The sequence below is a fragment of the Streptomyces humicola genome (genome assembly GCF_024436035.1).
Taxonomy (GTDB): Bacteria; Actinomycetota; Actinomycetes; order Streptomycetales; family Streptomycetaceae; genus Streptantibioticus_B; species Streptantibioticus_B humicola.
Genome location: NZ_JANFNG010000047.1, coordinates 16,821 through 38,294, shown reverse-complemented (window position 1 = coordinate 38,294; position 21,474 = coordinate 16,821). Strand labels below are relative to the sequence as shown.

Sequence of the window (21,474 nt, the reverse complement as noted above, 5' to 3'; positions counted from 1 at the left end):
CCCCCCCACCGCTGCGGGCTACGGAGGCGACGTCGACGACGGCGGCGATGAGTACCGGGATGGAGTACGCGTACCCCGAGCGGCGGCCCGCTCACCGACCGTGTCCTGGGCGGGGGCGGGGGCGTTGGTCAGGCCGTGACCCCGCTCGCCGCGCTGCCGTCCCGTCTTCCCCGTCTCCCCCGTCTGCCCTTCCGCCTCGTCGCCGTCGCCGTGCTGCTGGCCGGTGCCGGCGGGTGCGTGGAGTTGACGCAGGCCGCGCACCCGGTTCCGCGGGCCACGGCGGCGCCGTCGGCGGCGGACGGGAAGGCACCGGGCGGGCTGCGCGGCGCGGGCATGGAGCGCTCAACGGAGGGGTCGGCCGCCCCCAGGGCCGCGGCGTCCCCGTCGTCGGGGGGCTCGCCGTCACCGTCACGATCCTCGCCCCCCGGCCGTTTCCCGCGTCCCGCGGCCTCGGCGCCGGCCGGTCGGCGGTCGCCGGAGCCGACGCCGTCATCGGCCCCGCGCCCCAGCGCCTCGCCCTCGGTGACTGCGCCACCGAGCACCGCTCCCACCTCCGCGCCCACGCCGACGCAGCCGCCGCCCTCGCCCGCACCGGAGCCGAAACCGGCGGTGCGCTAGTCTCTCCCGGCTCCTCTCCCGCGCTTACGCAGGCGATTTGCCCGGGCGGGTGGTGAATCCGTATGCTGGTAGATCGTTTGATCCCACAGCCCGGCGCCCAACCGAAGCGCGCCGTGTGGCGCGTTCCGTTTCTCCTGTGGCTGACCGCACAAGGCGGTTGTATGCGAACCCGCGGAGCTGGCGCGTGCCGAACTCCGAGAGGTTCTGCTTCAGCATGTCCATTGACAGCCTGCCCATCGACGCTGCCGACACCACGGCCGCCGACGCCCCGACCGTCACCTTCGCCGATCTCGGCCTGCCCGACCAGGTCGTCCGCAAACTCGCGCAGAACGGTGTGACGACCCCGTTCCCGATCCAGGCCGCGACCATCCCGGACGCGCTCGCGGGCCGCGACATCCTCGGCCGTGGCCGTACCGGCTCCGGCAAGACCCTGTCGTTCGGCCTCCCGCTGCTCACCACGCTGGCCGACGGCCACACCGACGCCAAGCGCCCGCGCGGCGTGATCCTCACCCCGACGCGCGAGCTGGCGATGCAGGTCTCCGACGCGCTGCAGCCGTACGGGGACGTGCTCGGGCTCCGGCTCAAGGTGGTGTGCGGCGGCACCTCGATGGCCAACCAGATCTACGCGCTGGAGCGCGGCGTCGACGTGCTCGTCGCCACCCCCGGCCGGCTGCGCGACCTGATCGAGCGCGGCGCGTGCGCGTTGGACCGGGTGCAGACCGCGGTGCTCGACGAGGCGGACCAGATGGCCGACATGGGCTTCCTGCCCGAGGTCACCGAGATCCTCGACCTGATCCCGGCCGGCGGCCAGCGGCTGCTGTTCTCCGCGACGCTGGAGAACGAGATCGACACCCTGGTCAAGCGCTACCTCGTCGACCCGGTCACCCACGAGGTCGACCCGTCGGCGGGTGCGGTCACCACGATGACCCACCACGTGCTGGTGGTGAAGCCGAAGGACAAGGCGCCGGTCACCGCGGCGATCGCCGCGCGCAAGGGCCGCACGATCATCTTCGTACGGACGCAGATGGGCGCCGATCGCGTCGCCGAGCAGCTGCGCGACGCGGGCGTGAAGGCGGACGCGCTGCATGGTGGCATGACGCAGGGCGCGCGCACCCGTACGCTCGCGGACTTCAAGGACGGGTACGTGAACGCGCTCGTCGCGACCGACGTCGCCGCGCGCGGCATCCACGTCGACGACATCGACCTGGTGCTCAATGTGGACCCGGCCGGCGACCACAAGGACTATCTGCACCGCAGCGGCCGCACCGCGCGCGCGGGCCGCAGCGGCACCGTCGTCTCGCTCGCGCTCCCGCACCAGCGCAAGACCATCTTCCGGCTGATGGAGGACGCGGGTGTGGAGGCCAGCCGCCACATCGTGGGCGGCGCCGACGTCTTCGACGAGGACGTGGCCCGGATCACGGGCGCCCGCTCGCTCACCGAGGTACAGGCGGACGCGGCACAGAACGCGGCCCAGCAGGCCGAGCGCGAAGTCGCCGAGCTGACCCGGCAGCTGGAGCGAGCGCAGCGACGCGCCGCCGAACTGCGTGAGGACGCCGACCGGTTGACGGCGCGTGCGGCGCGCGAGCGCGGCGACGACCCGGAGACGGCGGTGGCCGAGGCGGTCGAGGCGGCTGCCGAGGCATTGGCCGAACCGGCTCCGGAACCGGTCGTCGTACCGGCCCAGCAGGAGCGTGACCGGCGGCCGTCGTTCAACCGTGACCGTGACCGTGACCGTGACCGTGACCGTGACCGCGACCGCCGCGATGAGCGTCGTGACGACCGGCGGCCGTCGTTCAACCGTGACCGTGATCGTGACCGCCGCGACTTCCGTGACGACCGGCGCGACGACCGCCGCGGTGACCGCCGTGACGAGCGTCGTGACGACCGGCGGCCGTCGTTCAACCGTGACCGTGATCGTGACCGCCGCGACTTCCGTGACGACCGGCGCGACGACCGCCGCGGTGACCGCCGTGACGACCGTCGCCCGTCGTTCGGCCACGACAACCGCGACGACCGTCCCTCGTACAGCCGCGACCACCGCGACCGTCGTGAATTCCGTGGCGGCGACCGCCCGTTCAACCGTGACCGCCGCGATGAGCGCCCCTCGTACGGACACGGCCACGGACGTGACCGCGACGCCGACCGCCGTCCGTACGGCCGCCGCGACGACCACCGTGGTTCGTTCGACCGCCGCGCCGACAAGCCGCGCTGGAAGCGCAACGGCTGAGTCGGTCCGGCTCCGGAGATCAACGGTCTGAATCGAGACCTTTAAAATCCGGTGAACCGGTGTGGAATGCCCCCGGCGAGGGAAACGCTGGGGGCATGACAACATCCAAAGGTCTGCGGACCGATCTTTCCGATGATGAGGAGCGGCTGCGTCAGCTCGGCTACACGCAGGTGCTCGCCCGCCGCATGTCGGCGTTCTCCAACTTCGCCGTCTCCTTCACGATCATCTCGATTCTCTCCGGCTGTCTGACCCTCTACGGGTTCGGCATGAACACCGGCGGCCCGGCAATGCTGATCTGGGGCTGGGTCGCCGTCGGGCTGATGACGCTGATCGTCGGGCTTGCCATGGCCGAGGTCTGTTCGGCGTATCCGACCTCCGCGGGGCTGTACTTCTGGGCACACCGCATGGCGCCGCGCCGCTCGGCAGCGGCGTGGGCCTGGTTCACCGGCTGGTTCAACGTCCTCGGGCAGGTCGCCGTGACGGCGGGCGTCGACTTCGGCGCGGCGAGCTTCCTGGGGGCGTATCTCAACCTGCAGTTCGGGTTCACGGTGACCCCGGGCCGCGTCATCGGGCTCTTCGCCGTCATCCTCATCGTCCACGGCCTGCTCAACACCTTCGGTGTGCGGATCGTGGCGTTCCTCAACGACGTCAGCGTGTGGTGGCACGTCGTCGGTGTCGCGGTGATCGTCGGTGCGCTCACCTTCGCGCCGTCCCACCACCAGTCGGCGTCCTTCGTCTTCACCCACTTCGTCAACAACACCGGCTGGCACAGCTCGCTCTATGTCGGTCTGCTGAGCCTGCTCGTCGCGCAGTACACCTTCACCGGGTACGACGCCTCCGCCCATATGACCGAGGAGACCCAGCAGGCCTCGACGTCCGGGCCACGGGGCATCGTCCGCTCGATCTGGCTGTCGTGGATCGCAGGCCTGGTGCTGCTGCTCGGCTTCACCTTCGCCATCCAGTCGTACAGCGGCACGCTCAACAGCAAGACCGGCGTGCCGCCGGCCCAGATCCTGCTCGACGCGGTGGGCGCGACCGGCGGCAAGCTGCTGCTGCTCGTCGTCATCGGGGCGCAGCTGTTCTGCGGCATGGCCTCGGTGACCGCCAACAGCCGCATGATCTATGCGTTCTCGCGCGACGGCGCGCTGCCGTACTCGCGCGTCTGGCACCGCATCAACGACCGTACGCGAACTCCGACCAACGCGGTGTGGCTGGCGGCGGCGGGCGCGCTCGTCCTCGGCCTGCCCTACTTGATCAACTCGACCGCGTATGCGGCCGTGACCTCGATCGCGACGATCGGTCTTTACATCGCATACGTGATCCCCACGTTCCTGCGCCTGCGCCAGGGCGACCGCTTCGAGCGGGGCCCGTGGCACCTGGGCCGCTGGAGCCGTCCGGTCGGTGTGGTCGCGGTCGCGTGGGTGGTGGTGATCACCATCCTCTTCATGCTGCCGCAGACCAGCCCGGTGACGGCGCAGACGTTCAACTACGCCCCGATCGCCGTGCTGGCGGTGCTGGGGTTCGCCGCGCTGTGGTGGCTGGCCTCCGCCCGCAGGTGGTTCCTCAACCCCGACCACCCCCGCTCGGACGCCCCGGCACCGGCCGGCCGGAGCGAGGTCCATATGTGAGCGAAGCCGCAGCCCCTGCCCGGCTATGCTGCGGGTGCGGGCCGTTAGCTCAATTGGCAGAGCAGTGGACTTTTAATCCATTGGTTGTGGGTTCGAGTCCCACACGGCCCACCTGGACCCACCCGGTCCGCTGCTCGGTCAGTACAGCCGGACAGCAGTACAGCCGGACAGCGGTACGTCAGTACTCGCGGCCGAGCGCCGCGAGGTAGGCGCGCCAGCCGCCGAACTCGGTGATCTCCTTGTGGACGCCCCGCTCCAGCTCTCCGCGCCGCAGGACCATCGAGAAGCACGGGGAGCCGTCCTCCAGCTTGATGATCCCGAACTCCAGCTCCGGCGGCTCCCCCGGCAGCAGCTCGTCGCGCAGCACCTCCTCCGGCACGTCGTAGACCTCGCCCTCGATGGCGGCGTCCGACGACGGATCCGGCAGCAGTCCGGGGCAGGTGTCGTGGATGGAGAAGAAGCGGTAGCCGGCCGCGGTGCGGGTCCGGGCGATCTGCGGCGCGCCCTTCAGATGGTGGTGGAAGGGCCCGCCTTCCATCGCCTGGCCGTTGAGGAACATGTGTGCCATATGAAGGGCTCCTTGCGGCATGCAGAGGGGTCGAGATTTTTCTCTAGATGGATACTATTTTCTGCATTCCGGAAGATCAAGGCGTGGGCGGTCCCATGCCCGTCGCACTGACGGGAACGCAGCCCGCCCCGGCTATGCTGCGGGTGCGGGCCGTTAGCTCAATTGGCAGAGCAGTGGACTTTTAATCCATTGGTTCAGGGTTCGAGCCCCTGACGGCCCACCACATGCCACATGCTTCGCAGTCTCTTCACCTGATGGACGTGGTGTCCGCGCAACCTGTGCCGGTATCGTCAGCCGCCACAGGGCGGATGGGGGAGGTGAACGAGGGGACGGGCAGGCGCATGGACTATTGCGCTGGGTGCGGGAGTTACCTGGGCGGTGCACACTCGTGCGGGGTGTGCGGGATGCCGGTCAGCGCACCCGTCAGGCCCGTGGTGCGCGAGCCGGGCGCCGAGGTGCCCACCATGCCGCATCCCCTCTACCAGAGCCTCATTCCACCGATGCCCGAGCCTGAGCCCGCGCCCGACCCCGTTTCTGAGCCCGGTCCCGAGCCGCGCGGGCGCGCCCAGACCCGGGCGCAGACCCGGGCCCAGGCCCGCGCCTCCACCGGGCACCGGGCAGGGTCGCGCCGCCGGGCCACGGGACCTCGCCGGGCACGGCGCCCCAAGGCGAGGAAGACCAAGCTGGTGTTCAGCATCGCCGTCGGCGCCGCGCTCGTCGGCGTCGTGGTGGCCGTGCTGCCGGACGGGCTGCTGCCGAGCGGCTCCTCGTCGGACGACTCCTCGGGGGCGCAGACGACGGCGGCTCAAGCAGGTGCGGCGGTCACCACTCCCGCCGCTGCGTCCGCGAGCTCTGTCGGAGCCGACCCGGCCGTGGCAGTCCCGACGCGCGGGCCCAAGCCGTCCGCCTCCGCGCACTCCGTCGCCTCCGCGCACTCGGTCGCCCCGATATCCGCGACCACCCCGCTCACCTCCCAACCGACCGCCACGCAGGCGCCGCCCGCGCCGCAGCCGTCGCCCACGCGGGTCGCGCCGAGCCCGGCCCCCACCCCGAAGCCCACGCACACCCCTACGTGTTTCCTCCTGTGGTGCTCCTAGCGTTGTAGCCTGCCCCTGTGCCTGGAGTCCGCATTCCCGAAGGCGTCGGCCGCACCGCGATCTTCATCTCCTGGACGCGGTTGCAGGAGAGCCGGCGCCCCGACGCGCTCTTCAACGATCCGTTCGCCGAGGTGGCGCTCACCAGGCTCGCGGACAGCCCCGAGATGGCCCAGCTTGCGGGGAGCATCGACGCGGTCGAGGACGCCCTGCTCGCGGACTGGCGCGCGGGAGACACGTTCGCCTATTTCGCGGTACGCACCCGGTATTTCGACGACCGGCTCCTCGCCGCGGTGCGCGGGAAGGGCATCCGCCAGGTGGTCGTGCTCGCCGCCGGACTCGACAGCCGCGCGCTACGGCTCGACTGGCCGGCCGGCACGCGGTGGTACGAACTCGATCTGCCCGACATGATCGCGTTCAAGGAGGAGCTGCTCGACGGCTCCGGTCTCGCACCGCGCTGCGAACGCCAGGCCGTGACCGCGGACCTCGGCGCCGACTGGGCGCCGCACCTGCTCGGCGCGGGCTTCGACCCCGGTGCGCCGACGGCCTGGCTGATCGAGGGGCTGCTGCCGTATCTGCCGTCCGAGGCAGTCGATGCGCTGCTGACGACGGTCACGGAGCTGTCGGCGCCCGGCAGTGAGCTGCTGCTCGAACACAACAACACGGTGATGATGGGCGAGGCCGGCCGGTCGGCGCGGGAGGCGGTCGAGGCCAACGGTGCCGCGTGGCTGTCGGCCCGCGACGACCTGGAGCCGTGGCTCGCCGGATTCGGCTGGCGCGCCGAGGTGTACGCGGGCTCCGACCCGTCGATCGGCCACGGCCGCAAGGTCCCGGAGCTCCCCTCGACCTGGCTCGCCCACGCGGTCCGCGGCTGACATGGGACGAACGCCCGCATCCCCGTGGTGCCCGCCGCCCCCGCGCGCGCTCGCCGGTCTCCCGTACGCCGGCCATCTGCGGCCGCTCGACGGGCAGCTGGTGAGTGAAGAGCGCTACGACACGGTCCTGATCGAGGGCCGTGACTTCGAGGAGGCGGACGGCGGCGACGCGAGTTTGATCGAATGCGCCCTCTCCTCGGTCGCGTTCAACGGCGGCCGCTTCCGGCGCGCCCGCTTCAGCGACGTGTGGCTGCACACCGTGCGCTGGGTCGGCACCGATCTGGCGGAGACGAACTGGCTGGACGCCGAGGTCGTGGCGAGCGCTTTCGCCGGGCTCGAGATGTACGGCAGCGAGATGCGCCGTGTGACGTTCTACAACTGCAAGCTCGATGCGGTGAACCTCCGCAGTGCGACGCTTCGGGACGTCTCATTCGTCGACTGCGTGCTGCGCGACGCCGACTTCGGCGGCGCGGGCTTGGCCAACGTCACATTTCCCGGCTCGACGCTGGAGAAGGTGCGGTTCGGCAACGCGCGGATGACCGGGGTCGATCTGCGCGGAGCCGTCGCGCTGGGCATTGCGCTCGGGCAGGACGGCCTGCACGGAGCCACCATCAGCAGCACACAACTGCTCGACCTCGCACCGCAGTTGGCGCAGGCGCTCGGCATCACGGTCCAGGACGGCGACTGACGCGTCAGGAACGACATGCGGCATTGACCTCCAGGTAGGGGAGTCGCACGGCCGCGTGCCCGTGACGCAGCGCGCAGCGGGGTGCTGCGGGCGGGGAACGCCTGGATGGGTGATGCGCGGCGCGGCCACGGATCTGCCGTAGCGGCTGGCGACGCATCCCCGTTGACCCGGCGGCCACGGGCTTGGCAATCGCCCTCGTCCACTACCGGTCCTAGTGGGAAGGACCCCTCGTCCTTCGTCCCGGACAGGCCCTGCGCGGCTGCGCAGGGTGCCGGCTACTAGACCCGCTCGTTTTGGGGCCTAGGTCCCGTGCGGGAGGTCACCGACGTCTTCACTGGCCGTGCGGTGACCACTGCCGAGCGCCGTGCACGCGGTTGGTGAAAAAGTGACAGGTGTCACGCGCCGTAGGGCACAGCAGAGGGATGAACAGTGATGGGCACCACAGCCGACGACGCCGAACTCATCGGCCAACTCCTGAACGCCGCCGAACACGTCGCCCGCACGTACTGCCGTGGCGACAACCACACCGTGGCCGCCGCGGCGCACGCCCGCGACGGACGCATCGTCACCGGGGTGAACGTCTACCACTTCACGGGCGGGCCGTGCGCGGAGCTCGTGGTGATCGGTGCGGCGGCGGCCCAGGGCGCATACGAGCTGGACATGATCGTCGCGGTGGGTGACGGCGGCCGTGGGGTGATCCCGCCGTGCGGACGCTGCCGTCAGGTGCTGTTCGACTACGCCCCGGGGATCAAGGTCGTGATCAAGGGCCAAGCGGGCGAGGGTGAGCGGCTGCGCGCCGTCCCCGTCGCCGATCTGCTGCCGGAGGCGTACGTGTGGACGGACCACCAGTCGGAGGGCGACGCCTGACGGCGGGACGGAGGCGCGGGAAGGGGACGGCACCTTCTACGACCCGTCTTAGCGCCTCGCGGGACGCGGGCCGTTCCGGCGCCCGCGCGACGTGATCGAGGCCCTGGTGCGGGATCTGGAGCGGTGGAGCGGCGGCCATCAGGCCGACGACACGGCGGTGCTCGCGGTGACCAGGCAAGTCGGCCCGACCGCGCCGAAGGCCGCAGCCGCCGGCACGGCAACGCCTTCTGCTACGGCTACGACTACGGCAAGAACTGCTCGGTCCAGATGACCTTGCCCGCGCTGGTGTAACGCGTCCCCCACCGGTCGGCGAGCTGCGCGACGAGGAACAGGCCGCGCCCGCCCTCGTCCGTGGTGGCCGCATACCGCAGATGCGGGGAGGTGTTGCTGGAGTCCGAGACCTCGCAGATCAAGGTGCGGTCGCGCAGCAGCCGGACCTGGATCGGGCCGTTGGTGTAGCGGATGGCGTTGGTGATCAGCTCGCTGAGGATCAGCTCCGTGGTGAACGCCACCTCGTCCAGGCCCCACTCCGACAGCCTGCGGGTGACGTCGGCACGCACCCCCGCCACCGCTGCCGGATCCGACGGCACGTCCCATTCGGCCACCTGGTTGGGCTGCAGCCCGCGGGTACGGGCCACGAGCAGCGCGATGTCGTCGCTCTGGCGGCTCTGCCGGTCCGGGAGCATCGCGTCGAGCACCGCCGCGCAGGTCTCCTCCGGACTGCGGCCGGCGCGCGACAGCGACTCGCGCAGCAGCCCGAAGCCGACGTCGATGTCCCGGTCGCGGTCCTCGATCAGCCCGTCGGTGTAGAGGACGAGCTGGCTGCCCTCCGGCACGTGCCACTCCGCCGTCTCGAACGGCAGGCTGCCCAGGCCCAGCGGCAGCCCGGCGGGCAGCTCGGGGAACTCCACCCGGCCGTCGGGGTGCACGAGCGCGGGCGGCGGGTGCCCGGCCCGGGAGAGCACACACTGCCGGGCGACCGGGTCGTAGATCGCGTACAGGCAGGTGGCGCCCGCGACGGACAGCTCACCTCCGGCCGCCGCCTCGTCGGTGTCGATGCGGCCGATCAGCTCGTCGAGGTGGCCGAGCAGCTCGTCGGGCGGCAGGTCGAGCGCGGAGAAGTTGTGGACCGCGGTGCGCAGCCGGCCCATCGTCGCGGCGGCATGCAGTCCGTGGCCGACGACGTCGCCCACCACCAGGGCGACGCGCGCCCCCGGCAGCGGGATGACGTCGAACCAGTCGCCGCCGACCCCCGCCTGCGCGGGCAGATAGCGGTAGGCGACGTCGAGGGCGCTCTGCTCGGGCAGCCCGCGGGGGAGCAGGCTGCGCTGCAGGGTGACGGCCATGGTGTGCTCGCGGGTGTAGCGGCGGGCGTTGTCGATGCACACCGCAGCCCGTGCCACCAGCTCCTCCGCGAGCGAGAGATCGTCGCTCTCGAAGGGCTCGGGTTTCTGGGACCGCCAGAAGTTGACCATGCCGAGGATGTCGCCGCGCGCCCGCAGCGGCACGGTGATCAGCGAGTGGATGCCGTAGTCGATGATCCGCTTGGTGCGTTCGGGGTCCTGGGTCCGCCACCCGGGGACGTCGTCGAGGCGCGGTGCGAGGACCGCCCGCCCGCTGCCGAGCCCTGCCGCCTGCGGCGTGGCGGGGGCGAAGGCGAACCGCCGGCCCACGGGATAGAAGGGGAAGTCGTCGCGGATGCCGCCGACGGCGACCCGGCGCATCTCGGTGCCGTCCCGGCGCGCCGGCTCCTCGCCGCGCAGCACCGGCTCCGCGAGGTCGACGGTGACGAAGTCGGCAAACCCGGGGACGGCGACCTGCGCCAGCTCCTCCGCGGTGCGGGTGACGTCGAGGGTGGTGCCGATGCACACGCTCGCGTCATACAGCAGCTTCAGGCGCCTGCGGGCCGCGTCGGCCTTGCTCGAGAGGACCCGCAGCTCGGTGGTGTCGCGCAGCGTCGCCACGCTGCCGGGCGGTCCGCCGTTGCGGTCGGTCGGCCGGTTGTTCACCGCGAGCAGCCGGTCACCGGAAGGCAGCACCTCGTCGGTGACGACGCGGCCCGAGGCGAGCAGGGTGGCGGCCCGCTCCTCCAGGCCGAGCTCGGTGACCAGGCGCCCCTCCGCGTCGGGGGGCAGACCGAGCAGCCGGGCGGCCTCGTCGTTGGCGAGCAGCAACCGGCCGTCCCCGCCGACGATGATCACGCCCTCCTTGACGGCGTGCAGCACCGCGTCGTGGTGCTCGTACATGCGTGTCATCTCGGCCGGTTCGAGGCCATGGGTCTGGCGTCGCAGGCGTCTGCTGACAAGCGCGGTCCCGCCGGCGGCGAGGAGCACCGCCACGGCCGCGCCGGTGAACAGGACGGGCATCTGGCGGTTGACCGTGGCGCCGATCTTGTTGATCGTGACCCCGGCGGAGACTATGCCGACGACCTTGTGGTGCGGGTCGAAGACGGGAACGTTGGCCTGCACCAGCGGGCCGATCGTTCCCTTGATATTCTCGGTGACGGGGTGCCCGGCGAGCGGCGGCCCGATGTTGCCGACGAACTTCTTCCCGATCCGGTTGCGGATGGGGTGGGTGTAGCGGATGCCCTGTGTGTTGGTGACGACGATGAAGTCGACGCCGGTGAGCTTGCGCGCCGCCTCGGCATCCGGCTGCAGGATGGCGGTCGGATTGGGCGAGTGCAGTGCCGCGACGATCCCCGGGGAGTTGGCGAAGGTCTGGGCGACGGCGAGCGACCGGTTGCGCGCCTCCGTCGTGGTGTCGTGCCGGGTCTGCAGGATCACCTCGCCCACTGCGGCGGCAGCGAGCAGCAGGACGATGATCACCTGCAGGACGAAGACCTGGCCGGCCAGGCTGCGCAGGTTCGCCGCCGAGTGCCAGCGGCTGCGTCGCTGCTGTTCGTCGGACGGGATCCGGGCAAGGCTGGGAACCCTCCCGCCCGGCGGGGTCCCGGTCGCGGTCCCGGTCGAGGTACAGGAGGGCTTTCCCTGGTGCGATCGACCCAGTAGCCGGGTCATACGCCATGTCTACACGGCTCTCGCCCCTGAGGCGAACCGTGTGGCAGACAGCGCGGCGAACGGCTGGGCGAACGCGTTGCGGCTCAGCGGTCGGACGGGACGAGGGTGACGTCCTGCTGGTGGACGGCGAGGAAGCGCGGCAGCGGGATGCCCCAGTCCTGGCCGAGTTTCATCAGCGTCGCGGTGACGTGTGCCCGGCCGTGGGTGTACGTGGTGGAGTCGGGGCGCTGGCTGTTGTGCCAGCGATGCAGGCTGCCGTCGCAGACGGCTGGTGTGCCGCCGATGCCGTTGCTGGCCTTGCGCTGCTCGAGCGCGGAGGAGACGTACACGGGGCCGTCGGAGCCGTCGCCGGTGCAGCGGTAGGTGCCCTCGAGGGTGATCGTCCCGTCGTGGGCGAGGCGGCCGACCGGGTCGACGGTGACGGTGTTGCCCGCGTCGTCGGCGAAGGCGGAGGCGGTGGCAGGGACGGAAGCGGCGGCGGCGAGCAGCGCGGTAGCGACGGCGCCGACGACGTGACGAGCGACATGACGGGTGGGCATGGGCACGTACCTCCAGAAGACGACTGGAAGTAAGAGGTAGCGGCTGCCGCGCCGCGCGGCGGCGACCGTCACCCTCCGGTGGCGTGTTGTGGGGGTTACTGTGCGTCCTCCAGGCGGAAGCCGACCTTCAGGCCTACCTGGTAGTGCTCGACCTCGCCGTCCACGAGCTGGCCGCGGATCTGGGTGACTTCGAACCAGTCGAGGTTCCGCAACGTTTGTGAGGCACGGTGGATGCCGTTGCGCAGCGCCGCGTCGATGCCGTCGGGCGAGGTCCCGACGATCTCCGTCACCCGGTAGATGTGGTTGGTCATGCTGGACTCCTTGGTACTGGCGGGGCGGCTCCCGGCCGGAGCCGGGAGCCGCCTTCGTGGTGGACGCGACGGATCAGATGCCCAGGAGTTCCTTCCACAGGCAGCGCTTGTGGTGGTGGCGCCGGTGGTGATGGTGATGGTGATGGCGGTGGTGGCAGTGGCGGCGGGCGTCGTAGTAGCCGTTGTGGAAGTCGCTGCGGTGGTCGTAGCCGTCCCCGTCCTCGTCGTGACGCCTGTGGCATCTGTGGCGTTCGCCGAGTCGGTAGCCGTCGCGGAAGCCGTCCCAGTAGGAGTCGGGCCGGTACCCCCGGTCGTCATCGTCACGGATGTGGCGGCGCGCGCCGAGGGCGTAGCCGTCGTGGAAGCCCTCCCAGTAGCTCGCCCGCAAGTGGCTTTCGTCACGGCCTTCGGCCCGGTCGCTGCGGGCGGTGGTGCTCGTCCTGCTTGTGTCGCCGAGCGCGTGCTGCTTCGCCGACGTGACCGCGCGCGGCCCCATCCGCAGGGGCGTGTCCGCCTGCGCCACCCCGGCGAGCGGGACGAGGGCGACGGCGGAGATCACGGTGGCGACGGCCCCGTGGGCGATGAACTTCTTCACGATGGGAACAACTCCTTGATGCATGCTCGGTACGGGCAAGTAGGGCATAACACACATTATGTGACAGTCCGTGACACGGCATATGCAGAGCGTGTCCACGTGCTCTGTCCGTGCAAAGCCCAAGGTCGTTCCCGGCCGCAGGTGAGGTCCCGGTACCTTTGCGTACTCGTGCAACAATCCCCGAACGGCCTCAGGAACCTCAGGAGGGGGATGCAGTGCCCGGTGACAGCGTGAGGACGGTGGGGGGTCGGCAATGGTGACGCGACGCAGGAACACCGAGCTGGTGCTGATAGTGCTCGCCGTGCTGCTGGCGGTCTTCGGCTACGCGGACGCCGGTCTGGCCCTCAACGGCACCGTCCCCAGCACCCTGCTCCCCGCCGGCCTCGGCCTCGGCGCACTCGCGGTGGCCGCCCATCTCGCGGTGCGGCGCTTCGCGCCGTTCGCCGATCCGCTGATCCTCCCGGTCGCCGTGATGCTCTCCGGCATCGGTCTTGTGCTGATCAGCCGGCTCGACTGGTCGTACGAGGCCGAGTTCAAGGCGACGGCCGCGGCGCCGAACCAGGTGATGTGGCTGTGTATCGCGATAGTCGCCTTCATCGCCGTCACCGCTGTGGTCAAGCACCACCGCGTCTTCAACCGTTACCCCTACTTGCTGATGACGTTCGCGCTGGTGCTGCTCATGGCGCCCGCGTTCTTCCCCGGGGACACCTACGGCGCCAAGCGGTGGATCAGGCTGCCCGGCGCGACCATCGAGCCCGACGAGTTCGTCAAGCTCGCCATCTGCGTCTTCTTCGCCGGATACCTGATGGCGAACCGGGACGCGCTCGCGCTCGTCGGCCGGAAGATCTGGGGCATCAGCTTCCCGCGCGGCCGCAACCTCGGGCCCGTGCTCGTGGTGTGGGCCGTCTGCCTGATGGTGCTGGTCTTCGAGAACGACCTCGGCACGTCGCTGATCTTCTTCGGCGTCTTCGTGATCATGCTCTACGTGGCCACGGAACGCATCGGGTGGGTCGTCGTCGGCCTGATCATGGCCGTGGTCGGCGGCGGCATCGTCGGCTCGACGTCCTCGCACGTCGTCGGCCGCGTCGTGGCCTGGCTGCACCCGATGGACATCTTCCTGCCGCCCAACCAGCGGCCGGCCGGCATCGTCTCCGACCAGCCCGCCCAGGCGCTGTTCAGCTTCGGGCAGGGCGGCATCCTCGGCACCGGCCTCGGGCAGGGCCATCCGTGGCTGATCGGCTTCGCCGGGCAGAGCGACTTCATCCTCACCACCGTCGGCGAGGAGCTCGGGCTCGCCGGTGTCACGGCGGTGCTGATGCTCTACGTCCTGCTGGTGGAGCGGGGCCTGCGCACGGCCATCGTCCTGACCGACCCGTTCGGCAAGCTGCTCGCCTCCGGCCTGGCCACCGTCATCGGCCTGCAGGTCTTCGTGGTGACCGGCGGTGTCACCGGCCTGATCCCGCTCACCGGCAAGGCGCTGCCCTTCCTCGCACAGGGCGGTTCGTCGATGGTGGCGAACTGGCTGCTCGTCGCCGTGCTGATCAAGCTGAGCGACGCGGCAGGCCGGATCGCGTACGAGAAGGAGAACCCGCTGCCCTCGGGGTCTACCGCTTCTGAAGCGATGACTGCCGTGGTGCCGCGAGTTGCTCGCTCAGGAAACTGATCGCGGCCGGGTACATGCTCGTCCACGTGTTGTAGTTGTGGCCGCCGGCCGGCACCACCATCGTCTGAACGCGCACCCCACTGCCGTAGTCGGCTGCGTCGTTGGCGTACCGGGCGAACTTCTCGATGTACGTCGGCGGACTGTCCCGGTCCTGCTTGGACGTGGCCAGGAAGAGCGAGATGCCGGACAGGTCGGTTTGTGTGTGCCGGATGAGCCACATCGGGCTGTTGTGCTCGCGCAGCACGCTGTCGTAGATCACGTCCGGGTCGCCGGTGAGCGGGTCGGGGTCGAGCGCGGCGCCCGCGCCGAAGACGTGCGGGAACTGCAGCGGAAGCTTCGTCGCGCAGTATCCGCCGGTCGAGAAGCCCATCAGCCCCCAGCCCCTCGGGCCGGAGACGGTACGGAACTTGTGCCTGATCAGGTCCGGCACGTCCTCGGCGAGCCAGGTGGCGACCTTGCGGTTCGGAATGTCGCTGCAGTCCGTGTCGACGCTGCCGGGGTTGATCACCGGCATCGCGAGGATGAACGGATGTGACCGGTGCTGCGCGACCAGGTTCTGGAAGGCACCGGGCATGTTGCCGTTCTCCAGCCATGACTGCGGGCTGCCGGGCACGCCGTGCAGCAGCATCAGGACGGGGAAGTCGGTGTGCGCGTAGGCCGGGTCGTTGTACTCCGGCGGGGCCCAGACGATGACCTGCCCGGAGAGCGTCGAGCGCGTGCCGTGGAAGTACGTGTCGAGCAGTCCGCCCGCGTCGGTGCCGCCCTGGGCGTGGGTGAACTTGGCGCGGGATGCCGGCGGGCCGGGCATCGCGACGTTGTTCGGGTTGGCGGTGTTGGTCCCCAACAGGTCGCTCCACGACGCGTAGAGGCCGTAGCTGGTGTTGATCAAGGCGGCGACGACGGCGATCGCCGTCGCCTGGCAGACCAGGATCATCACCAGCCGCGAGCCCCAGCGCACCGGGACAGGGCCCGGGATCTTCGACCAGAGCACCAGTGTTGCGATGACCGCCAGCACCGTCACCGCAATCAACGCGACGAGGAACCAGGTACCGGTCAGACTCACCCTCATCCCCCTGCATGATCGACCTTGCTCGTCGGCCCCTCGTGAGGATTCTGTACATGAAGCCGAAAGGGCAAGAAGTCCGTCAAACTGTAACGTAGCCGGGCTATTTCTGTTGTTTGCCCGTTGGCTTCCCGTCGACTCCCCGCAACCTGAGCGCAGGGCGGAAATGACGGCGACCTGTACCCGGATGGCTCAGCCGCCCGAGCGGCGCGCGGCGGCGGGTGGCAGCGTCTATGACACCGGTAGGCAGCGCCGCCGGCAGGCAGCCCGCCCCGAGGAGTCCCGATGCAGCATTCGTTCTTTCGCGCGCGTCTGCGCGCGTGGCCTCGGGCGGCCGTCGTGGCCGGGGTGCTGTGCGCGGCGGGGGTGGCGGCGCCCGGAGCCGTGTCCTCGGTCGTATCCGCCGCCGACGCGCCCGATGCGCCCGACGCACCGTCCGGCGCCTGCGCCTTGCAGCGCACCGACTCGTGGCTCTCGGAGGGCGTCACCCCGTGGGATCCCGACCACGTTCGCCCGGTCGGCACGGTCCATGCCAAGATGATCTTCGTCCGCTTCCCCGGCCACACGCCCGCCAACACGCCGCAGCAGCTGGCCGCCCACTACCTGCCGTCCGTACCGCAGTTCTACGCAAGGGCCTCCTACGGCAAGGCGAAGCTGGACATCGTCCCGGTCGCCTCCTACGTTGCCATGCCCATGCCGGCGGCCGCCTACGGCATCCACCGCGCCGAGCCGTACGCGAAGATGCTGCATTACATCCGCGATGCGGTGGCCGCCGCCCGCCGCACCGGCGTGAACTTCCGAGGCGTGCAGACCCTCTACATAGTCGCCGACCCCGACGCGCCCGGCGCCGACCACGACGCCACCGCGACCACCACGCTCGCCCGCCGCGACGCGATCACCGCCGATGGCACCGCCATCCGCAACATCTCGATGATATGGGAGGCCGCAAAGCCCGACCGCAACGTCGTCGCCCATGAATCCGGCCACCTGTTCGGCCTGCCCGATCTCTACGTCCAACCGCCGTGGGACGATCTGCGGGACGACTGGGACACCAAGGTCGGCGACTGGGACCTGATGGGCGACCAGCGGGCCATCTCGCCGGAGTTCCTCGCCTGGGAGAAGTGGAAGTTCGGCTGGCTCGACCCTGCCCAGGTCCACTGCGTCGCGGCGGCCGGCGTCTCCGTGCACACCCTTACCCCGACCGAGCGCACCGGCGGCACCAAGCTCGTCGTCGTCAAGCGGAGCGACACCGACGCCTACGCCGTCGAGGTCCGCAGCCGCTACGGCAACGACCGCCGCACCTGCGCCGAGGGCGTACTGCTCTACCACGTCAGGACGGACGTCGGGTCGACGCACGGCCCGATCAGGGTCCTGAGCGCCCACCCCGGCTCGCCCGCCCCTCCCAACTGCCGCAATGCGCAGGAGCCGGCGCTGGCGGACGCGCCGTTCCGTACCGGCGAGTCGTACACCGCGGACCACGGCCGCTTCCGCCTGCAGGTGCTCGGCCAGGATGCCCGCGGCAACTACCGCATACAGATCACGGCACCGGCTCCCCGGAGCTCCCCCGACGGCAACTGAGGACAGCTGATGTCCCATCAGTCACCCGAACGGCTTGGTTTCTCGGCCGCTGATGTATTAACTTTCGATAACGCAAGCCGAATCCTGCACTCGCGGGAGCCGGGGAACCACCTTTTCTGGGGTGAATCGGGCGTGCGCACGGTGGTTGTGCGGGCGTTCGTAGGAGACCTTCCTGCTCCGAACCCGTCAGCTAACCCGGTAGGCGTGAAGGAAGGAAAGGAGCGCGACGGCTGTGACGTCGTCGAACGAGCCTGCTCTCGCGGACCCCGCCTCCGCTGAGTTCGGCAAGCACCGGCTGCCGAAGCAGCGCGGGGTCTCACGCGGTTCGACCGTGCTCGGCGTGGCGGCGATGGCGGCCGTGGGCGCGAGCGGCGTCGCGGCAGCGCAGAGCAAGTCGCCGATCAGCATCCCGATCTCGGTCCAGGACGTCTCGGACGTCATCCACACCTCGGCTCACGCGGCTCCCTCGAATCCCGCGGAGGAACCGGCGGCCGCGCCGGTCGTCATGTCCCACTCCGCCGGGGAGACCCTTCTCACCCGCATCCTGGCCCAGGTCCACCAGCAGCGGGCGGACGCCGATGCCGCCGTGCGGGAGGATCAGCGCAAGGCGGCGGAGGCCGCAGCTGCCAAGGAGGCCGCGGCGCAGAAGGTCCGCGACGAGGCCGCGAGGAAGAAGGCCGAGGAACAGGCCCGCCAGCAGGCGGCAGCCGAAGCCGAGGCCAAGGCCGAGCAGGAGCGACGCGCACAGCTGGCCGCTGAGCTGGCGGCGAGTTACATCAAGCCGCTCACGTCCTCGACGCTCACCTCCGGCTTCGGCGAGGCCGGTTCGATGTGGTCGGCCGCCCACACCGGCCAGGACTTCGCCGCCCCGACCGGAACCCCGGCGATGGCGGTTCACGGCGGAACGATCACCTCGGCCGGCTGGGCCGGAGCCTACGGTTACCGCGTCGTGCTCACCCTCGACGACGGCACGCAGGTCTGGTACTGCCACCTGTCGTCCATGGTGAAGACGAGCGGCAAGGTCACGACGGGTGACGTGGTCGGCCGTGTCGGCGCCACGGGCAACGTCACCGGCCCCCACCTGCACCTGGAGATCCGGCCGGCAGGTGGCGAGCCGGTCGACCCGCTGGCATGGCTGCAGGAGCGCGGCGCATCGTTGGTCTAACGTATATTCTTCAACAGTTCCGCGAGGAACCTGTTCGGAAAGGCGTTCCCCCCGCCCCCGAATCCCGGCGGCCCTGGCTCATCCCCCCGACGCCAGGGCCGCCGCCCTTTTGCCTTTTTGCCTACCGCTGCCGGGTCGCGATCACCGACGCGAGCCCGACGGCCCCCGCCACGGCACCCACGGCCGGCCACGCCCCCACCTTCCGCGCCAGCGGATGCGCCCCGGCGAACCCGGCCACGTACAGCCCGGTCAGCGCGGCAGCCGTCTTCGCCCCGGCGGCCCGGTTCCACTCCCGCGCGGCAAGCGTCCCCGCCGCGGCGAGCGCAACACCGCCGAGCGGCCGCTTCCGCGTCCACCGCGCCACCGCGTACCCTCCGACGAGCCCGCCCGCAGCTACCACAGAAGCGGGAATCCTGGCCATCCGCTGCCACCTCCACCGAGAGAACACCTTAGGAATTTCCTGTGCAGAGGCTATCTCCGCCGGTCCCGCACGGACGCGTGGGGTGGCCGTTGCGTACGTCTCTCAGCGCAACGATTCCCCACGACGGACGGCATGCACGAAGGCAGCCCACGCGCGGTCGGGGAAGCGGAGTATGGGGCCGCCGGGGTGTTTGGAGTCGCGGACGGCGGTCCCGTCGGGTAGGAACGCGGCTTCCACGCACTCGGTGTTCCCGGCGCCGCTGTACGACGACTTGAATCAGGCACCGTCCGTGCCCGATATGGGTACTTCCTGCATCACAGCTCCTTGCGAACGCGTTCGATCAAGGCCGACGAGGCTGACATGTCCAATGCTTGAGCACGGAGGCAGTCGAACGCGAGTCTGTATCGGTTGAGCTCTTCGTCCTTCTCCATGAAGAGCGATCCCGTACGGATGTCGACGTATACGACATCGAGCGAGGGCTCCGCACCGCCGAGGATCACGAAGCTCCCCATCGCTGCCGAGTGAGCACCCTTTTCGAACGGAAGGACCTGCAGCGTGACGTTGGGCGTGTCGTTGGCGCGCAAGAGGTGGGCCAGTTGCTCACGCATGATGTCGCGATCGCCGACGACACGGCGGATCACCGACTCGTCCAGAACGGCCCAAATGTGTGGTGGCTTGGGGCGGTTGATGATCTCCTGCCGCCTGAGACGGAGTTCAACCAGGCGTTCAATCTCCGTGGGCGACAGCCGCATCTCGGAAGCGTGCTGGACCGCCTCGATGTACCTGCGCGTTGGGCGGTCTGCTGCGAGTTCGCCTACGTAGAAGCGGCCCAGAAACCGTTATGCGGGCTCCCGAGGCCTTGTATGTGCGCTGCTTCGGCGTATGCGCCTGTAGGAGTGGAGAGCCGGATCCCGCACACTTGGCAGGTGTAGTCGTGGAGCCTTTTGACGTGATCTGCGACCTTAGTGCTCCGGACGATACGTTGCGTCGTCACTTGATTTCTGCGAGGTGAGGGATTGCCTGAGGGGGCTGTCTTGGAGATTACGGTTGCCGCATTCACATCGCTTTTGAGTTCGGTTAGTTCGCGTAGTCGGAAGAGGTATACTCGAAAACCGGACTTTCCGATAGTAGACCAGAACTCTTCTACGCGATACAAGCCGTCGTAGCGCAGCCCTTGCTTGGGTGAGTATGCAGGATCGCCACCGCGCCCCCGTATGACTCTCACTGGTCTACCGCTCGATATGCTTGTTACGAGAGCAGCGTTACCCAATTTTAGATATTGGTGGTCGATCTGTTTTCCTGAGTCGCTGCGTGCGCCTTGGCCCGTATAGATTATTTCGCTGCCGAAGTCGGCGTCATCCTCGTATCCTCCGGAGACGACGATTGACTCCGCTCCCTTGGCAGCTGTACCGCAGATGCCTCCTTGAGTTTGGCGATGAACCTTGGCCTCGTAGAGGGCCCTGCGGTTCTTGAACTCTTGCCCTACGTGCACATCTGGCGGTTGCCCGAAGCCGTCGAAGTCATCGAGATCAGCCACGCCGCCACCCCTCAGTCGTCAACGTGCAGGCTAGGTTCACACTTTAGGGGGGCGTTGGGTAGGTCGCCGCAGCATTTCTTGTACTTGAGGCCCGAACCGCACCAGCACGGTTCATTGCGGTGTGGGGGCCAGGGGACGGCGCGCGCGATGTCGGGGTCGGGGTTGAAGGCGTCCGGTGAGGCGTCGGGGCGCGTCGCCATGAACGACTCGTAAGCCGACGCTGTCGTCGAGGTCACCCCGAGCGGTGACGTGCTCTCCGCGTGGAGGGCGCGGAGGCGAAGTTCGACCCTGTGGCGGTGAGTCGCGTGGTCCGTGCCGAGCACGCCTGCCAAGTCGGGGTGGCGGCGGAGGAGTTCGGTGAATTCGGGCTCCGGCCAGTACGGGATCATCACTGGCTGGTGGGTGTGGAGGGCCGCGATCCTCGCCGCGAGGTCGGCGGGGGGTGGTGTCGGGGTGGCGGACTCTTCGAGCGGGGCCGGGTGCAGCGTGTCGGCGATCGCGTCCCAGTCGTCGTGGGGGAGGCCTAGGCGGCGGCGGACGCGGTGGCGGCCGATGAAGAGGTCTTCCGCGTCGGCGCCGGCTCGGCGGACCGCGTCGGGGTAAGGAGAGGCGCCCAGGACGTGGGTGATGCCGGCCGTGAACCACTGGGCGGCGGTGGGCAGATCGCCTCCGGCCTCGAAGACCTCGGCGACGGCGTGCCACGTCTCGGCGTTGTGCGGGTGAGTGGCGCGGAGGCGTTCGGCGGCCTCGCGGGCCTCGGTCTCGCGGCCCGTGTCCCAGAGGATGCCGATGCGGAGGGCCTCGACCAGCGGTGCGTTGGCGCAGCTGCGCGAGAGGAGCCGGTCGCAGATCGCGAGAGCCTGGTCGGGGGCTCCGGCCGCTTCCCACTCGCCTGCCGCCTCGATGAGGAGCTCCTCGTCGTCCTCGGGGTGAGTCCGGGCACGGTCTTCCGCCTGGACGGCTGAGGCGTGCGGGTCAGGCGGTGAGGGGGAAGGGCGGTGCTTCTTGGACACATACGGA

19 protein-coding genes, 2 tRNA genes, 2 pseudogenes and 1 riboswitch are annotated in these 21,474 nt (G+C 69.9%); of the genes and pseudogenes, 12 read left to right on the top strand and 11 right to left on the bottom strand.

Translation table 11 applies throughout. The features are described 5' to 3' along the window. The first annotated feature begins 233 nt into the window (after window positions 1-233). The 4 genes from NGB36_RS31735 to NGB36_RS31720 all read left to right on the top strand — a co-directional run bounded on the left by NGB36_RS31735 (window position 234) and on the right by NGB36_RS31720 (window position 4,584). Window positions 234-674 carry a hypothetical protein gene (locus tag NGB36_RS31735; protein ID WP_255924068.1) on the top strand — a complete coding sequence of 147 codons (441 nt, stop codon included), beginning with the start codon at window positions 234-236 and terminating at the stop codon, window positions 672-674. Between the two features lie 158 nt (window positions 675-832). After that, window positions 833-2,845: a DEAD/DEAH box helicase gene (locus NGB36_RS31730; protein ID WP_255924067.1), complete on the top strand. Its 2,013-nt coding sequence runs from the start codon at window positions 833-835 to the stop codon at window positions 2,843-2,845. 95 nt (window positions 2,846-2,940) lie between these two features. Continuing rightward, window positions 2,941-4,473 (top strand): amino acid permease, encoded by a 1,533-nt coding sequence (locus NGB36_RS31725; protein ID WP_255924066.1) that lies wholly within the window; start codon window positions 2,941-2,943, stop codon window positions 4,471-4,473. Window positions 4,474-4,511: 38 nt separating this feature from the next. Next, window positions 4,512-4,584, top strand: a tRNA-Lys gene (locus NGB36_RS31720). Window positions 4,585-4,651: 67 nt separating this feature from the next. On the opposite strand, the gene NGB36_RS31715 is transcribed toward NGB36_RS31720, so the two are convergent. Then, window positions 4,652-5,041: an allophanate hydrolase-related protein gene (locus tag NGB36_RS31715; RefSeq protein ID WP_255924065.1), complete on the bottom strand. Its 390-nt coding sequence runs from the start codon at window positions 5,039-5,041 to the stop codon at window positions 4,652-4,654. 147 nt (window positions 5,042-5,188) lie between these two features. Between NGB36_RS31715 and NGB36_RS31710 the strand changes: the two genes are divergently transcribed. The 5 genes from NGB36_RS31710 (at window position 5,189) to NGB36_RS31690 (ending at window position 8,565) form a co-directional block, all read left to right on the top strand. Continuing rightward, window positions 5,189-5,264 (top strand) — tRNA-Lys (locus tag NGB36_RS31710). A 181-nt stretch (window positions 5,265-5,445) separates the two neighbouring features. Next, entirely contained in the window at window positions 5,446-6,138 is a 693-nt protein-coding gene (locus tag NGB36_RS33295; protein WP_269470803.1) for a hypothetical protein, read from the top strand. Between the two features lie 17 nt (window positions 6,139-6,155). Further along, a complete protein-coding gene (locus NGB36_RS31700) occupies window positions 6,156-7,010 on the top strand; it encodes a class I SAM-dependent methyltransferase (RefSeq protein ID WP_255924064.1) in 855 nt (284 codons plus the stop codon). 1 nt (window position 7,011) lies between these two features. Continuing rightward, window positions 7,012-7,698: a pentapeptide repeat-containing protein gene (locus NGB36_RS31695; RefSeq protein ID WP_255924062.1), complete on the top strand. Its 687-nt coding sequence runs from the start codon at window positions 7,012-7,014 to the stop codon at window positions 7,696-7,698. Between the two features lie 432 nt (window positions 7,699-8,130). Then, window positions 8,131-8,565, top strand: coding sequence for a cytidine deaminase family protein (locus tag NGB36_RS31690; protein WP_255924061.1), 435 nt, complete (start codon window positions 8,131-8,133; stop codon window positions 8,563-8,565). 242 nt (window positions 8,566-8,807) lie between these two features. On the opposite strand, the gene NGB36_RS31680 is transcribed toward NGB36_RS31690, so the two are convergent. The 4 genes from NGB36_RS31680 to NGB36_RS31665 form a co-directional block, all read right to left on the bottom strand. Continuing rightward, window positions 8,808-11,582: a SpoIIE family protein phosphatase gene (locus tag NGB36_RS31680; RefSeq protein ID WP_255924060.1), complete on the bottom strand. Its 2,775-nt coding sequence runs from the start codon at window positions 11,580-11,582 to the stop codon at window positions 8,808-8,810. A gap of 83 nt (window positions 11,583-11,665) precedes the next feature. Next, window positions 11,666-12,121 carry a DUF6299 family protein gene (locus tag NGB36_RS31675; RefSeq protein ID WP_255924059.1) on the bottom strand — a complete coding sequence of 152 codons (456 nt, stop codon included), beginning with the start codon at window positions 12,119-12,121 and terminating at the stop codon, window positions 11,666-11,668. 95 nt (window positions 12,122-12,216) lie between these two features. Continuing rightward, window positions 12,217-12,432 carry a dodecin gene (locus tag NGB36_RS31670; RefSeq protein ID WP_255924057.1) on the bottom strand — a complete coding sequence of 72 codons (216 nt, stop codon included), beginning with the start codon at window positions 12,430-12,432 and terminating at the stop codon, window positions 12,217-12,219. A gap of 73 nt (window positions 12,433-12,505) precedes the next feature. Beyond that, window positions 12,506-13,027: a hypothetical protein gene (locus NGB36_RS31665; RefSeq protein WP_255924056.1), complete on the bottom strand. Its 522-nt coding sequence runs from the start codon at window positions 13,025-13,027 to the stop codon at window positions 12,506-12,508. Between the two features lie 253 nt (window positions 13,028-13,280). On the opposite strand from NGB36_RS31665, the gene NGB36_RS31660 reads away from it, so the two are divergent. Further along, window positions 13,281-14,690, top strand: coding sequence for an FtsW/RodA/SpoVE family cell cycle protein (locus NGB36_RS31660; protein WP_255924055.1), 1,410 nt, complete (start codon window positions 13,281-13,283; stop codon window positions 14,688-14,690). Here the strand turns inward: NGB36_RS31660 and NGB36_RS31655 are convergent. Continuing rightward, the gene (locus tag NGB36_RS31655) at window positions 14,632-15,759 is read right to left on the bottom strand and encodes an alpha/beta hydrolase (protein ID WP_269470802.1); all 1,128 of its coding nucleotides are present in this window, start codon (window positions 15,757-15,759) and stop codon (window positions 14,632-14,634) included. The genes NGB36_RS31660 and NGB36_RS31655 overlap by 59 nt on opposite strands. A 279-nt stretch (window positions 15,760-16,038) precedes the next feature. Here NGB36_RS31655 and NGB36_RS31650 point away from each other — a divergent pair, with 279 nt between their 5' ends. Continuing rightward, window positions 16,039-17,331 (top strand): M6 family metalloprotease domain-containing protein, encoded by a 1,293-nt coding sequence (locus NGB36_RS31650; RefSeq protein WP_255924053.1) that lies wholly within the window; start codon window positions 16,039-16,041, stop codon window positions 17,329-17,331. Between the two features lie 65 nt (window positions 17,332-17,396). Then, window positions 17,397-17,551: riboswitch (cyclic di-AMP (ydaO/yuaA leader) on the top strand. 12 nt (window positions 17,552-17,563) lie between these two features. Next, window positions 17,564-18,496: a M23 family metallopeptidase gene (locus NGB36_RS31645; protein WP_255924052.1), complete on the top strand. Its 933-nt coding sequence runs from the start codon at window positions 17,564-17,566 to the stop codon at window positions 18,494-18,496. A gap of 121 nt (window positions 18,497-18,617) precedes the next feature. On the opposite strand, the gene NGB36_RS31640 is transcribed toward NGB36_RS31645, so the two are convergent. The 5 genes and pseudogenes from NGB36_RS31640 to NGB36_RS33555 all read right to left on the bottom strand — a co-directional run bounded on the left by NGB36_RS31640 (window position 18,618) and on the right by NGB36_RS33555 (window position 21,467). Further along, entirely contained in the window at window positions 18,618-18,917 is a 300-nt protein-coding gene (locus NGB36_RS31640) for a hypothetical protein (protein WP_255924051.1), read from the bottom strand. 102 nt (window positions 18,918-19,019) lie between these two features. Further along, window positions 19,020-19,181: pseudogene (locus tag NGB36_RS31635) on the bottom strand (DUF397 domain-containing protein); the annotation flags it as partial. 50 nt (window positions 19,182-19,231) lie between these two features. Then, window positions 19,232-19,708, bottom strand: a pseudogene (locus tag NGB36_RS31630) (DUF5753 domain-containing protein); the annotation flags it as partial. Between the two features lie 23 nt (window positions 19,709-19,731). Beyond that, on the bottom strand, window positions 19,732-20,454 hold the full coding sequence (locus NGB36_RS34000) for a YDG/SRA domain-containing protein (RefSeq protein WP_372509577.1): 723 nt from the start codon (window positions 20,452-20,454) through the stop codon (window positions 19,732-19,734). A gap of 11 nt (window positions 20,455-20,465) precedes the next feature. Further along, window positions 20,466-21,467: an SEC-C metal-binding domain-containing protein gene (locus NGB36_RS33555; protein ID WP_255924049.1), complete on the bottom strand. Its 1,002-nt coding sequence runs from the start codon at window positions 21,465-21,467 to the stop codon at window positions 20,466-20,468. Window positions 21,468-21,474 lie beyond the last annotated feature (7 nt).

Coding starts and splice junctions, on each gene's coding strand:
- NGB36_RS31730 (WP_255924067.1), top strand. CDS start 833: ATGTCCATTGACAGCCTGCCCATCGACGCTGCCGACACCACGGCCGCC.
- NGB36_RS31725 (WP_255924066.1), top strand. CDS start 2,941: ATGACAACATCCAAAGGTCTGCGGACCGATCTTTCCGATGATGAGGAG.
- NGB36_RS31715 (WP_255924065.1), bottom strand. CDS start 5,041: ATGGCACACATGTTCCTCAACGGCCAGGCGATGGAAGGCGGGCCCTTC.
- NGB36_RS33295 (WP_269470803.1), top strand. CDS start 5,446: ATGCCGGTCAGCGCACCCGTCAGGCCCGTGGTGCGCGAGCCGGGCGCC.
- NGB36_RS31695 (WP_255924062.1), top strand. CDS start 7,012: ATGGGACGAACGCCCGCATCCCCGTGGTGCCCGCCGCCCCCGCGCGCG.
- NGB36_RS31690 (WP_255924061.1), top strand. CDS start 8,131: ATGGGCACCACAGCCGACGACGCCGAACTCATCGGCCAACTCCTGAAC.
- NGB36_RS31680 (WP_255924060.1), bottom strand. CDS start 11,582: ATGACCCGGCTACTGGGTCGATCGCACCAGGGAAAGCCCTCCTGTACC.
- NGB36_RS31675 (WP_255924059.1), bottom strand. CDS start 12,121: ATGCCCACCCGTCATGTCGCTCGTCACGTCGTCGGCGCCGTCGCTACC.
- NGB36_RS31670 (WP_255924057.1), bottom strand. CDS start 12,432: ATGACCAACCACATCTACCGGGTGACGGAGATCGTCGGGACCTCGCCC.
- NGB36_RS31660 (WP_255924055.1), top strand. CDS start 13,281: ATGGTGACGCGACGCAGGAACACCGAGCTGGTGCTGATAGTGCTCGCC.
- NGB36_RS31655 (WP_269470802.1), bottom strand. CDS start 15,759: ATGAGGGTGAGTCTGACCGGTACCTGGTTCCTCGTCGCGTTGATTGCG.
- NGB36_RS31650 (WP_255924053.1), top strand. CDS start 16,039: ATGCAGCATTCGTTCTTTCGCGCGCGTCTGCGCGCGTGGCCTCGGGCG.
- NGB36_RS31640 (WP_255924051.1), bottom strand. CDS start 18,917: ATGGCCAGGATTCCCGCTTCTGTGGTAGCTGCGGGCGGGCTCGTCGGA.